A 12480-nucleotide genomic window follows, 5' to 3' on the forward strand; every position below is an offset into this window, starting at 1 on the left:
GTGACCCAAGGAACCACTATGGAACATCTCGATCTCGGACCTTTCTCTCGCGCGTCCGGCACCGTGCGCCTGCCCGGCTCGAAGAGCATTTCGAACCGCGTGCTGCTGCTCGCGGCGCTCGCGAGCGGGGAAACGTCCATCACGAATCTGCTCGATTCCGACGACACGCGCGTCATGCTCGCCGCGCTCAAGACGCTCGGCGTCGCGGTGCGTGAGGATGGCGAGCGCGTGATCGTCGACGGGACGGGCGGCGCGTTTCCGTCGAAATTGGCGGAGCTGTTTCTCGGCAACGCGGGCACGGCGGTGCGGCCGCTGACGGCGGCGCTCGCGGTGAACGGCGGCGAATACCGCGTGCATGGCGTGCCGCGCATGCACGAGCGGCCGATCGGCGATCTCGTCGACGGGCTGCGTCAGATCGGCGCTGCGATCGATTACGAACTGAACGACGGCTTCCCGCCGCTGCGGATTCACGCCGCGAAGATCGCGATCGACAAGCCGGTCCGCGTGCGCGGCGACGTGTCGAGTCAGTTTCTGACCGCGCTTCTGATGACCCTGCCGGTCGTCGTTGATCGAAACGGTCCGGTTGCGATCGAGATCGAAGGCGAGCTCACGTCGAAGCCGTACATCGACATCACGATCCGCTTGATGGAGCGCTTTGGCGTGACCGTCGAGCGCGAGGGCTGGTCGCGTTTCACGATTCCGGCCGGCGCGGGCTACAAGTCGCCGGGCGCGATCATGGTCGAAGGCGACGCGTCGTCCGCGTCGTATTTCCTCGCGGCGGGCGCGATCGGCCACGGGCCGGTGCGCGTGGAAGGCGTCGGGCGTTCGAGCATTCAGGGCGACGTCGGTTTCGCGGACGCGCTCAATCGCATGGGCGCGAACGTGATGATGGGCGAGGACTGGATCGAGGTGCGCGGCGTCGAGTCGGACGACGGCAAGCTCGCGCCCATCGACATGGACTTCAATCTGATCCCCGACGCCGCGATGACCATCGCCGTGGCCGCGCTGTTCGCGAGCGGCACGACGACCTTGCGCAATATCGCGAGCTGGCGCGTGAAGGAAACCGACCGCATCGCCGCGATGGCGACCGAACTGCGCAAGGTCGGCGCGACCGTGGAAGAGGGCGCGGACTTTCTCGTCGTCACCCCGCCGGCGAAGCTCACGCCGAACGCCGCGATCGATACCTACGACGATCACCGCATGGCGATGTGCTTCTCGCTCGTCAGTCTCGGCGGCGTGCCGGTGCGCATCAACGATCCGAAATGCGTGAACAAGACTTTTCCGGACTATTTCGAGCGTTTCTCGACGCTCGTGAAAGCGTAATCGGAGCGCTGTACCGTGAAACGCGATGACTTCGAATTCAATGACCGCAATAACGGGCCAGACCGGCCAGACTCGATGAAACCGACCCGTCCTTTCGACCCTACTCCAGTGATCACCATCGACGGGCCGACGGCTTCGGGCAAGGGCACGGTCGCGGCGATCGTCGCGGCGACGCTCGGCTTCCACCTGCTCGACAGCGGCGCGCTCTACCGGCTCGCGGCGCTCGCGAGCATCCGCTACGAGGTGGCGAAGGACGATGCGCCCGGCCTTGCAAAGCTGATCGAAGCGCTCCATATCACCTTCCGCGAAGGCTGCGCGCAGCTCGACGGCGTCGACGTTTCGGGCGAAATCCGCCAGGAAGAGGTCGGCAACCGCGCTTCCGCGATTGCCGTTTATCCCGAAGTGCGTCAGGCGCTGGTCGCGCGTCAGCGGGCGTTTCGCAAGCGCCCCGGCCTCATCGCCGACGGCCGCGACATGGGCACCGTCATCTTCCCGGACGCCACGCTGAAGGTATTTTTGACGGCGAGCGTCGAGGCACGGGCGGCGCGACGGCATAAGCAATTGATGCAAAAAGGTTTTTCTGCTAATATGGATGACTTGCTGCGTGATTTGCGCGCACGCGACGACCGGGACATGAACCGGAGCGCCGCGCCGCTCAAGCCCGCTGCGGACGCGAAGACGCTGGACACCTCCGGTTTGTCGATCGATCAAACGGTCGAACAGATCATTGGCTGGTACAGCGCAATTCGTGTGTAACGAGTTGGTGTAGTGAAGAGGCAAGGTGCTCCGTCGAAAGCGGAGCGTGTGTTAAACCCGTTAACCCCGTATGGCGTTGCGCTTCACCGGTTCAATCCTGAACCACCGCGCAAAGGCTGTGCAAATTCAGATTTTTATGTCCGACCTGCAAACCTCCACCCCGAATACCGAATCTTTCGCGGCTCTGTTCGAAGAGTCGCTGACCAAGCAGGACATGCGCGCCGGCGAAGTGATCTCCGCCGAAGTCGTGCGTGTCGACCACAACTTCGTGGTCGTCAACGCTGGTCTCAAGTCCGAAGCCTATATTCCGCTCGAAGAGTTCCTGAACGACGCGGGTGAAGTGGAAGTGCAGGCGGGCGACTTCGTTTCCGTCGCGATCGACGCGCTGGAAAACGGCTATGGCGACACCATCCTGTCGCGCGACAAGGCGAAGCGTCTGGCTTCGTGGCTGTCGCTGGAAAAGGCACTCGACAACAACGAACTCGTGACCGGCACGATCACGGGCAAGGTCAAGGGCGGCATGACCGTCATGGTCAACGGCATCCGCGCGTTCCTCCCGGGTTCGCTCGTCGACACGCGTCCCGTCAAGGACACGACGCCGTACGAAGGCAAGACGCTCGAATTCCGCGTCATCAAGCTCGACCGCAAGCGTAACAACGTGGTGCTGTCGCGCCGCGCGGTGATCGAAGCCACGCAAGGCGAAGAGCGCGCGAAGCTGCTCGAGACGCTGAAGGAAGGCGCGATCGTCGAAGGCGTGGTCAAGAACATCACCGACTACGGCGCGTTCGTGGACCTCGGCGGTATCGACGGCCTGCTGCACATCACCGACATCGCATGGCGTCGTGTGCGTCACCCGTCGGAAGTGCTGTCGGTTGGCCAGGAAGTCACCGCCAAGATCCTCAAGTTCGACCAAGAAAAGAACCGCGTCTCGCTCGGCATCAAGCAACTGGGCGACGATCCGTGGGAAGGCATCTCGCGCCGTTACCCGTCGGGCACGCGCCTGTTCGGCAAGGTCACGAACATCACCGACTACGGCGCATTCGTCGAAGTGGAATCGGGCATCGAAGGCCTCGTCCACGTGTCGGAAATGGACTGGACCAACAAGAACGTTGCGCCGTCGAAGGTTGTTCAGCTGGGCGACGAAGTCGAAGTCATGGTTCTCGAAATCGACGAAGACCGCCGCCGTATCTCGCTCGGCATGAAGCAGTGCAAGCCGAATCCGTGGGATGACTTCAGCCGCAACTTCAAGAAGGGCGACAAGATCAGCGGCGCCATCAAGTCGATCACCGACTTCGGCGTGTTCATCGGTCTGCCTGGCGGCATCGACGGTCTGGTTCACCTGTCGGACCTGTCGTGGTCGGAAACCGGCGAAGAAGCCGTCCGCAAGTACAAGAAGGGCGACGAAGTCGAAGCCGTGGTTCTGGGCATCGACGTCGAGAAGGAACGCATTTCGCTCGGCATCAAGCAGCTCGAAGGCGATCCGTTCAGCAACTTTGTCGCGATCAACGACAAGGGCGCAATCGTCGACGGCGTCGTGAAGTCGGTCGATCCGAAGGGTGCTGTCGTTACGCTGTCCGGCGAAGTCGAAGGCTACCTGCGTGCTTCGGAAATCGCGCAAGACCGCGTGGAAGATGCGCGCAACGTGCTGAAGGAAGGCGACAAGGTCAACGCGATGATCATCAACATCGATCGCAAGTCGCGTGGCATCAACCTGTCGATCAAGGCGAAGGATTCGGCCGAACAGCAGGAAGCCATGCGCAGCCTGCAGGGCGACTCGAACGCCGCCGCGACCGGCACGACCAACCTCGGCGCGCTGCTCAAGGCCAAGCTCGACGGCCAGAACAGCTAAGCCCTTAACGGCACAGCTGCAGAATGACCAAATCGGAATTGGTCGCCCAGTTGGCGTCGCGATTTCCGCAACTTGTCCTCAAGGATGCGGATTTCGCGGTGAAGACGATGCTCGATGCGATGTCGGAGGCTTTGGCCAACGGTCACCGCATCGAGATCCGCGGCTTCGGCAGCTTCGGGCTCAATCGTCGTCCGTCACGCGTCGGGCGCAATCCCAAGTCGGGTGAGAAGGTGCTGGTACCGGAGAAATTCGTGCCGCACTTCAAGCCGGGCAAGGAATTGCGCGAACGCGTCGACGGCCGCGCGGGCGAGCCTCTGAAGGCGTCGAATGACGACGATGCGGACGATCTCTGATCGGCGCATCCTGACTGATGATCCTTCTGGATTTTCGGTTCGCGGCGTCCGGCCACGAGGCAATCGACCAGGAAAGCACCCTTCGGGGTGCTTTTTTTATGCGCGGCGTTTATTCATCGACGATGTGACGCGACGGGTTCATTGTTTGCTAAAAAATCGAGCGGCGAACCGGCGACCGCCGGCACCCGGACGCATCAATTACAATACCGGTCACTTTGACCTGGGTGTTCAACCGCGCAGGCCCGGCCGAAAAAGGCGGGTCGACTGGTGCAACCGCTCTTGCGAGACCCTACATGAAATTCATCGTCTGGCTGATCCGCGTTCTGGTATTCGTGTTGTTGCTGGTGCTGGCGCTCGCCAATACTCAGTCCGCGACGTTGAACTTCCTCGCGGGCTACGCCTGGACAGCGCCGCTGATTCTGATCGGCCTCGCGTTTTTCGTCGTCGGATTGCTGGCGGGACTCGTGTCCGCGGTGCCGGCGATGGTGCGTCTGCGCATGGAAAACGGCCGCCTCAGGCGCGAACTGCGCGTCGCGCGCGAGACGCCGGTGGTCAAGGAAGAACCGCCGATGCCGCCGCTCATCTGACGCGGCGCGAAAGCAGGCACCTAACATTCAACGACTAATCGCATGGATCTAGACTTCTGGTGGCTGCTCGTCATTCCCGTCGCGTTCGCGCTGGGGTGGATGGCGTCCCGCTATGACCTGAAAACGCTGCTGTCCGAGAATGCGAACCTGCCGCGCTCGTATTTTCGCGGCCTCAATTTTCTTCTCAACGAACAACACGACAAGGCGATCGACGCATTCATCGAGGTCGCCAAGCTCGATCCGGAAACGATCGAACTGCACTTCGCGCTCGGCAATCTGTTTCGCCGCCGCGGTGAAACAGATCGCGCGATCCGGGTCCACCAGAATCTCCTGAGCCGCGCGGATTTGCCGGCCGCCGAACGCGATCACGCGTTATATGAACTCGGTCAGGACTTTCTGAAGGCGGGCTTGCTGGATCGCGCGGAGGAAACGTTCAAGTCGCTGAACTCGGGCGAGTATTCGCTCGGCGCTCAGCGCGCGCTCCTGACCATCTACGAGATCGAAAAAGACTGGCCGAAGTCGATCACGACGGCCGAGCAGATCGAGAAGATGGGCGCGCCGTCGCTGCATATGGAGATCGCGCATTTTCACTGCGAGCTCGCGCAGGAAGCCTTGCAGCGCAAGAATCCCGATGGCGCGCGCGCCGAGCTGAAGCTCGCGCTGGCGTCGAACCCGGACAACGTGCGCGCGACGATCCTCGCGGGCGATGTCGAAGCCGCCGCGGGCAATGTCGAAGCTGCGATCGCGAACTGGAAGCGTGTCGAGGAACAGAACGAAGCGTATCTGCCGCTCGTCGCCGAGAAGCTGATGAAGGCGTACAGCGCGCTCGGGCACAGGGACGAGGGCGTCGACCTGCTGATCGATTACACGACGCGTTATCCGTCGAACGATTTGCTCGATGTCGCGTACAAGCACGTGCAGGAATTGCGCGGCCTGGAAGCGGCGCACGCGCTCGCGCGCAAGCAGATGCAGAGCGCGCCGAATCTCGCGGGCATGACGCGCCTGCTCGAAGCGCAGGAAGCGACAGCCGACGAGCCGCGCCGCGGCGAGCTCGAACTGATGCGTAATCTGGTGAAACAGCGCACTAAGAATCTGCCGCGCTATACGTGTCAAACTTGCGGCTTCCGCGCTCGACTATTCTATTGGCAATGTCCCGGCTGCAGCGGCTGGGAGACGTACGCACCGCGCCGCGTCGAGCCGATCACGAACTCGGCCTGAACCCGCGCGGCAAGCACGACATCATGCGGCGCGTGAGCGCGCCGCTTCCGCCACCGGCATTTCAGAAACCACCGGAAAGCGTATGAAAGTAACCATCGTCGGCACGGGTTACGTCGGTCTTGTGACCGGCGCGTGCCTTGCCGAAATCGGCAATGACGTGTTTTGCGTGGACGTCGATCCGCGCAAGATCGAAATTCTCAACAATGGCGGCGTGCCGATCCACGAGCCGGGCCTTCAGGAAATGCTGAGGCGCACGCGCGCGGCCGGCCGCATCCAGTTTTCCACCGACGTGAAAGCGAGCGTGGAGCACGGCGATATCCAGTTCATCGCCGTGGGCACGCCGCCCGACGAAGACGGCTCCGCCGACCTGCAGTACGTGCTCGCGGCGGCGCGCAACATCGGCAAGTATTCGAACGGCTTCAAGGTGATCGTCGATAAATCGACGGTGCCGGTCGGCACGGCGCTGCAGGTGCAGAAGGTCATCGACGAAGAACTGAAGACGCGCGGGCTCGAAGGCTCGGACAAACATCGCTTCTCGGTCGTGTCGAATCCGGAGTTCCTGAAGGAAGGCGCAGCGGTCGATGACTTCATGCGCCCCGATCGCATTGTGATCGGCATCGACGACGACGACGCGGGCAATCGCGCGCGCGAGAAGATGAAGCGCCTCTACGCGCCGTTCAACCGCAATCACGAGCGCACGCTGTACATGGACGTGCGCTCGGCGGAGTTCACGAAATACGCCGCCAACGCGATGCTCGCGACGCGCATCTCGTTCATGAACGATCTGTCGAATCTCGCGGACACCGTCGGCGCCGATATCGAATCGGTGCGGCGCGGTATCGGCTCGGATCCGCGCATCGGCTATCACTTCCTGTACGCGGGTTGCGGTTACGGCGGCTCGTGCTTTCCGAAGGACGTGCAGGCGCTAGCGCAGACGGCGCGGGAAAACGGCCACACGCTACGCATTCTCGAAGCGGTGGAAGCGGTCAATAACGACCAGAAGGAAGTGCTCGTCAACAAGATCGTGAAGCGCATGGGCGAAGACCTGCGCGGGCGCACGTTCGCCATTTGGGGCCTCGCGTTCAAGCCCAACACCGACGACATGCGCGAGGCGTCGAGCCGGCGCATCATCGAGGCGCTGCTGCGGCGCGGCGCCACCGTGCGCGGCTACGATCCCGTTGCGCGCGATGAGGCCGAGCGCGTGTTCGCGCTCGATCTCGCGGATCGCCCGGAAGACCTGAAGCGCCTGCACTTCATGAAGACCCAACAGGATGCGCTAACGGGAGCGGACGGGCTCGTCATCGTGACCGAATGGAAGGAATTCAAGAGCCCGGATTTCTGGCACCTGAAGAGCGCATTGAAGACGCCGGTGATCTTCGACGGCCGCAATCTGTATGAACCGGAAGCGATGGCCGAAATGGGCATCGACTACTTTGCAATAGGACGTCCCCATGTCGAACTCGGCCGCAACGGCAGCAGCAACTAAAGCCGATATTCCCGTCGTGCCGCGTGCGCGCATTTCGGCGGCGCGCGTGCTGGTGGTCGGCGACGTGATGCTCGACCGTTACTGGTTCGGCGACGTCAACCGCATCTCGCCCGAAGCGCCCGTTCCGGTCGTGCACGTGCAGAAGAAGGAAGACCGTCTCGGCGGCGCGGCGAACGTCGCGCGAAACGCGGCGGCGCTCGGCGCGCAGACTGGGCTGCTCTGCGCGGTCGGGCACGACGAGCCGGGCGAACGGGTCGTCGAACTGCTCGGCGAGAGCAAGGTCGCGGGGCACCTCGAACGCGACCCCGAACTGCTCACGACGATCAAGCTGCGCGTGCTGTCGCGCCAGCAGCAACTGCTGCGCGTCGATTTCGAGAACACGCCGAATCACGAGGTGCTGCGCGCGTGCCTCGCGCGTTTCGCGGAACTCCTTCCTCTGCACGATGTGATCCTCATGTCGGATTACGCGAAGGGCGGCCTGACGCATGTTACGCAGATGATCGCGGACGCGAAGCGCGCCGGCAAGCCGGTGCTCGTCGATCCGAAGGGCGATGACTGGGACCGCTATCGCGGGGCCACGCTCATCACGCCGAATCGCGCGGAACTGCGCGAGGTGATCGGCCAGTGGAAGTCCGAAGAAGACCTGCTGGAGCGCGTGACGAAACTGCGCGCCGAACTCGAACTCTCCGCGCTGCTGCTCACGCGTTCCGAGGAAGGCATGACGCTCTTCACCGAGAACCAGGTGCTGCACACGTCGGCCGAAGCACGCGAAGTGTATGATGTCTCGGGTGCGGGCGACACCGTTATCGCAACGGTCGCGACCATGCTGGGCGCGGGTGTGCCGCTCGTCGACTCGATCGTCTATGCGAACCGCGCGGCGGGTATTGTCGTGGGCAAGCTCGGCACGGCGACCGTCGACTACAACGAACTCTTCGCCTGACCTTATCTGATACTTCGCCATGACCATCATCGTTACCGGTGCTGCCGGGTTCATCGGCAGCAATATCGTCAAGGCGCTCAACGAACGTGGCGAGAACCGCGTGATCGCGGTCGACAATCTCACGCGCGCCGACAAGTTCAAGAATCTGGTCGATTGCGAGATCGACGATTACCTCGATAAAACCGAGTTCGTCGAGCGCTTCAGGCGCGGCGATTTCGGCAAGGTGCGCGCGGTGTTCCATGAAGGCGCCTGTTCGGACACGATGGAAACCGACGGCCGCTACATGATGGACAACAACTTCCGCTACAGCCGCGACGTCATGGACGCGTGCCTCGCGCAGGGCGCGCAGTTCCTGTACGCGTCATCGGCGGCGACTTACGGCGGGTCGAGCCGCTTCGTCGAGGAGCGCGAAGTCGAGAAGCCGCTCAATGTCTACGGCTATTCGAAATTCCTCTTCGATCAGATCGTGCGTCAGGTATTGCCGAAGGCGCAGAGTCAGATCGTCGGCTTTCGCTACTTCAACGTGTACGGCCAGCGCGAGACGCACAAGGGCCGCATGGCCTCGGTTGCGTTCCACAACTTCAACCAGTTCCGCTCGGAAGGCAAGGTCAAGCTTTTCGGCGAATACAACGGCTACGCGGCCGGCGAACAGACGCGCGATTTCATCTCGGTCGAAGATGTCGTGAAGGTGAACCTGTTCTTCTTCGATCATCCGGAGAAGTCGGGCATTTTCAATCTCGGCACAGGACGGGCCCAACCGTTCAACGATATCGCGTCGACGGTCGTGAACTCTTTGCGCGCGCTCAACGGCGAAGCTTCGCTGTCGCTCGCGGAGCTGGTGCAGCGCGGGCTCATCGAGTACATTCCGTTCCCCGACGCACTGCGCGGCAAATATCAATGCTTCACCCAGGCGGACCAGTCGCGCCTGCGCGCGGCGGGTTACGACGCGCCGTTTCTGACCGTTCAGGAAGGCGTCGATCGTTACGTGCGTTGGCTATTCGGCCAGCTATAAACGCGTTTCGCGTCTCTCTACACTGGGTCTCACGGTCGGCGCTGGTGCCGGCCGGTTCTTCTCGGAGACTCAGTCATGTTCAAGCAAGCACTCTCGTCGATCGCCGCGTTCGCGCTCATCTTTTCCATCGGTAGCGCGTGGGCGGCCGTCGACGTCAATACCGCCAACTCCGACGCGCTGCGCGGCATCAAGGGCATCGGTCCGGCGAAGGCGAAAGCCATTCTCGATGAACGTCAGGCGCACGGCCCGTTCAAGGACGCCAACGATCTCGGCACGCGCGTGAAGGGTATGGGCGGCAAGACGGTTCAACGTCTCGAAGCGGAGGGCTTGACGGTGGGCGCCGCGTCGAAGACGGCAGCGGCCGCCACACCGGGTAACGCCGCACCGCCCGGCGGCGCAAACTCGGCGGTCGCGACGCAGGTTTCGGCGTCCACGCCATCCGCGCATCAGGGGCGCGCCGGCATCGGCGGGACCGCTGGGCTACAATCGACGCATCCCCTATACCAAATTCCCCGCTGCAGACGCGTCGTGCGTGGGGATCGACCGCTTTCGCATATGGCTTACATGACTATCGAAGACACGATCGGCAACACGCCGCTCGTGCAACTCGTCCGCGTCGTGGACGATGAAATCCGCAGCCGCAACAACATCGTGCTCGGCAAGCTCGAAGGCAACAATCCGGCGGGCTCGGTGAAGGATCGTCCGGCGCTGTCGATGATCAGGAAAGCTGAAGAGCGCGGCCGCATCAAGCCGGGCGACACGCTGATCGAAGCGACGAGCGGCAACACCGGCATTGCGCTCGCGATGGCCGCCGCGATGCGCGGCTACAAGATGGTGCTGCTGATGCCCGAAGATCTGTCGGTCGAGCGCCGTCAGAGCATGGCCGCGTATGGCGCGGAAATCGTGCTCACGCCGGTGACGGGCGGCATGGAATACGCGCGCGATCTCGCCGATCAGATGCAGCGCGATGGCAAGGGCATCATCCTCGATCAGTTCGCCAATCCCGACAACCCGCTCGCGCACTACGAAGGCACAGGGCCCGAGCTGTGGCGTCAGACCGAAGGCCGCCTCACGCACTTCGTCTCGTCGATGGGCACGACCGGCACGATCATGGGCGTGTCGAAGTATCTGAAGGAACAGAATCAGAAGATCGAGATCATCGGTGCACAGCCGGAAGAGGGCTCGCGCATTCCGGGCATCCGCAAGTGGCCGGAAGCGTATCTGCCGAAGATCTTCGATCGCAGCCGTGTCGATCGCGTGGAAAACGTGAGCCAGGCGGCGTCCGAAACGATGGCGCGACGCCTCGCATCGGTTGAGGGGATCTTTGCGGGCATTTCGTCCGGCGGCGCGTGCGAGGTCGCGCTGCGCATCGCGCGTCAGGTGGAGAACGCGACCATCGTGTTCATCATCTGCGATCGAGGCGATCGTTATCTGTCGACGGGCGTGTTTCCGGCTTGATGCCGCGCGTTTCGCCCGCTCGATGAAAAAACCCCGGCGTGCCGGGGTTTCGTGTTTTCAGCGCCGGGACGACATCACTGCGGGTTCGTGCCCGTATCGCCCGCCATCATGCGCGCCTTCACTGCTTCGCCCAGTTGATACACGGCGAGCGCATAGAAGAAGCTGCGGTTGTAGCGCGTGAGCACGTAGAAGTTCTTCAGCCCCAACGTGTATTCGGTCGCACGGCCGGGCGTGGGCAGATCGACCACGGTGAGCGGCGTCGGCGCTTCAGCCGCGATGTTTAGTCCCGGCTCGTTGAGCAGCATGCCGGCCTTCGTCAGCTGCGCGAGCGACCACTTCGGTTCCGGCGCGCCGTCTGCGGCGGCCTGCGCGATGCCCTGACTGCCGACATCCCCTGCGATACGCCACACGACCGGCCGACCCGGCTCCCAGCCGTTCTGCTTCAGGTAGTTCGCCACGCTGCCGATGGCATCCGCCGGGCTCGTGCGCAGATCGATGCGGCTGTTGCCGTCGTAATCGACCGCGTATTGCACGATGCTGCTCGGCAGGAACTGCGGAATCCCGATCGCGCCGGTGTACGAACCGAGCACGGTCGTCGGATCGATCTGCGAGTCACGCGTCCACACGAGCAGGTCTTCCAGATTCTTGCGGAAGGTCGCCATGCGCTCGGTGCGGTTCGGCGTGTTCGGATAATCGAAGGTGAGCGTGGTCAGCGCGTCGAGCGCGCGGAAGTTGCCCATGTACTTGCCGTAGATCGTCTCCACGCCGATGATCCCGACGATCACTTCAGGCGGCACGCCGAATTGCTCCGCGGCGCGTTGCAACGTGGCCTGATTCGCGCGCCAGAACTTCACGCCGGCATTGATGCGTACCGGCTCGATGAAACGCGCCTGATACGCGCGCCAGTTCTTGGTTTGCGGCGTGGGGGACGGCAGGACCAGCTTCGCCGCCGTCGCCGAATAACTCACGCGGGCGAACAGGTCGTGCAGCGCCGACGAGTCGAAGTCGTAGCGCGCGACCATGTCGTTGATGAAGGCTTCGACATTCGGATTGTTCGCGTAGCGCTGCGGCACGATCTCTTCTTCGAACATCTGCCCTTGCGGCGTCGCGGCCTGCGGTTGCTGCGACTGCGCAAAGGCACTGTTGCCGGAAAGAAAGCCGAGCGCGCAGACGAGGGAAGCAACGAGTGCGCGCTTTGCCGGCTTGAACGTAGCCGTGAAGTCGAACGGAGCAAACTGGAAAGTCATAGTGTGCGTGGTTGAGGGCGGTAGGGGCGATGCCAGATGCACGAGCGGCCAAAACGCCTAACGGAACGCAACGGCCTGCGAGATGCCGCGCGCAACCGCTCGGCCGGCAAGGCGTCGGGGCAGTATAACCGACGCATCGCGCCCATACTGTCCATGTGCCGGAGGGAGGGCGGACGTGCCGAACGGTGTGGTAACTTAACGTCAATTGCGCGACACGTGGTCGCGTATGACGAAAAAATACGAGACGAGAG

General features: G+C 62.8%; 11 protein-coding genes and 1 pseudogene. 11 read left to right on the top strand and 1 reads right to left on the bottom strand.

All coding sequences use genetic code 11. From position 1 onward, the window contains the following. Positions 1–18: 18 nt before the first annotated feature. From aroA to cysM, 11 genes and pseudogenes are all read left to right on the top strand, one after another. On the top strand, positions 19–1323 hold the full coding sequence (gene aroA, locus PQR08_RS14515) for a 3-phosphoshikimate 1-carboxyvinyltransferase (RefSeq protein ID WP_408161618.1): 1305 nt from the start codon (positions 19–21) through the stop codon (positions 1321–1323). A 75-nt stretch (positions 1324–1398) separates the two neighbouring features. After that, positions 1399–2079, top strand: a complete 681-nt coding sequence (gene cmk / locus PQR08_RS14520; protein WP_250483919.1) for a (d)CMP kinase — start codon at positions 1399–1401, stop codon at positions 2077–2079. Positions 2080–2197: 118 nt separating this feature from the next. Next, positions 2198–3928 carry a 30S ribosomal protein S1 gene (gene rpsA / locus PQR08_RS14525; protein WP_181291061.1) on the top strand — a complete coding sequence of 577 codons (1731 nt, stop codon included), beginning with the start codon at positions 2198–2200 and terminating at the stop codon, positions 3926–3928. 23 nt (positions 3929–3951) lie between these two features. Continuing rightward, positions 3952–4281, top strand: coding sequence for an integration host factor subunit beta (locus PQR08_RS14530; protein WP_008342376.1), 330 nt, complete (start codon positions 3952–3954; stop codon positions 4279–4281). A gap of 293 nt (positions 4282–4574) precedes the next feature. Next, the gene (locus PQR08_RS14535) at positions 4575–4868 is read left to right on the top strand and encodes a LapA family protein (RefSeq protein ID WP_035503208.1); all 294 of its coding nucleotides are present in this window, start codon (positions 4575–4577) and stop codon (positions 4866–4868) included. Positions 4869–4910: 42 nt separating this feature from the next. Beyond that, positions 4911–6086 (top strand): lipopolysaccharide assembly protein LapB, encoded by a 1176-nt coding sequence (lapB, locus tag PQR08_RS14540; protein WP_187605852.1) that lies wholly within the window; start codon positions 4911–4913, stop codon positions 6084–6086. Positions 6087–6168: 82 nt separating this feature from the next. Beyond that, positions 6169–7572: a UDP-glucose dehydrogenase family protein gene (locus tag PQR08_RS14545; protein ID WP_187605851.1), complete on the top strand. Its 1404-nt coding sequence runs from the start codon at positions 6169–6171 to the stop codon at positions 7570–7572. After that, entirely contained in the window at positions 7538–8512 is a 975-nt protein-coding gene (gene rfaE1 / locus PQR08_RS14550; protein WP_187605850.1) for a D-glycero-beta-D-manno-heptose-7-phosphate kinase, read from the top strand. The genes PQR08_RS14545 and rfaE1 overlap by 35 nt, the downstream gene beginning before the upstream one ends. Before the next feature lie 19 nt (positions 8513–8531). Beyond that, the gene (gene rfaD, locus PQR08_RS14555) at positions 8532–9524 is read left to right on the top strand and encodes an ADP-glyceromanno-heptose 6-epimerase (protein ID WP_035503212.1); all 993 of its coding nucleotides are present in this window, start codon (positions 8532–8534) and stop codon (positions 9522–9524) included. 75 nt (positions 9525–9599) lie between these two features. Beyond that, positions 9600–9830, top strand: a pseudogene (locus tag PQR08_RS14560) (ComEA family DNA-binding protein); the annotation flags it as partial. Positions 9831–10079: 249 nt separating this feature from the next. Continuing rightward, positions 10080–10982, top strand: coding sequence for a cysteine synthase CysM (gene cysM / locus PQR08_RS14565; RefSeq protein WP_187605847.1), 903 nt, complete (start codon positions 10080–10082; stop codon positions 10980–10982). A gap of 74 nt (positions 10983–11056) precedes the next feature. On the opposite strand, the gene mltB is transcribed toward cysM, so the two are convergent. Further along, positions 11057–12229, bottom strand: a complete 1173-nt coding sequence (mltB, locus tag PQR08_RS14570; protein WP_250483916.1) for a lytic murein transglycosylase B — start codon at positions 12227–12229, stop codon at positions 11057–11059. Between the last annotated feature and the right edge of the window lie 251 nt (positions 12230–12480).

This window comes from Caballeronia jiangsuensis, assembly GCF_046030135.1.
Taxonomy (GTDB): Bacteria; Pseudomonadota; Gammaproteobacteria; order Burkholderiales; family Burkholderiaceae; genus Caballeronia; species Caballeronia jiangsuensis.

Bases quoted from the DNA above. Each gene is read 5' to 3' on its own strand.
- aroA (WP_408161618.1), top strand. From the start codon at position 19: ATGGAACATCTCGATCTCGGACCTTTCTCTCGCGCGTCCGGCACCGTG.
- cmk (WP_250483919.1), top strand. From the start codon at position 1,399: ATGAAACCGACCCGTCCTTTCGACCCTACTCCAGTGATCACCATCGAC.
- PQR08_RS14530 (WP_008342376.1), top strand. From the start codon at position 3,952: ATGACCAAATCGGAATTGGTCGCCCAGTTGGCGTCGCGATTTCCGCAA.
- PQR08_RS14535 (WP_035503208.1), top strand. From the start codon at position 4,575: ATGAAATTCATCGTCTGGCTGATCCGCGTTCTGGTATTCGTGTTGTTG.
- lapB (WP_187605852.1), top strand. From the start codon at position 4,911: ATGGATCTAGACTTCTGGTGGCTGCTCGTCATTCCCGTCGCGTTCGCG.
- PQR08_RS14545 (WP_187605851.1), top strand. From the start codon at position 6,169: ATGAAAGTAACCATCGTCGGCACGGGTTACGTCGGTCTTGTGACCGGC.
- rfaE1 (WP_187605850.1), top strand. From the start codon at position 7,538: ATGTCGAACTCGGCCGCAACGGCAGCAGCAACTAAAGCCGATATTCCC.
- rfaD (WP_035503212.1), top strand. From the start codon at position 8,532: ATGACCATCATCGTTACCGGTGCTGCCGGGTTCATCGGCAGCAATATC.
- cysM (WP_187605847.1), top strand. From the start codon at position 10,080: ATGGCTTACATGACTATCGAAGACACGATCGGCAACACGCCGCTCGTG.
- mltB (WP_250483916.1), bottom strand. From the start codon at position 12,229: ATGACTTTCCAGTTTGCTCCGTTCGACTTCACGGCTACGTTCAAGCCG.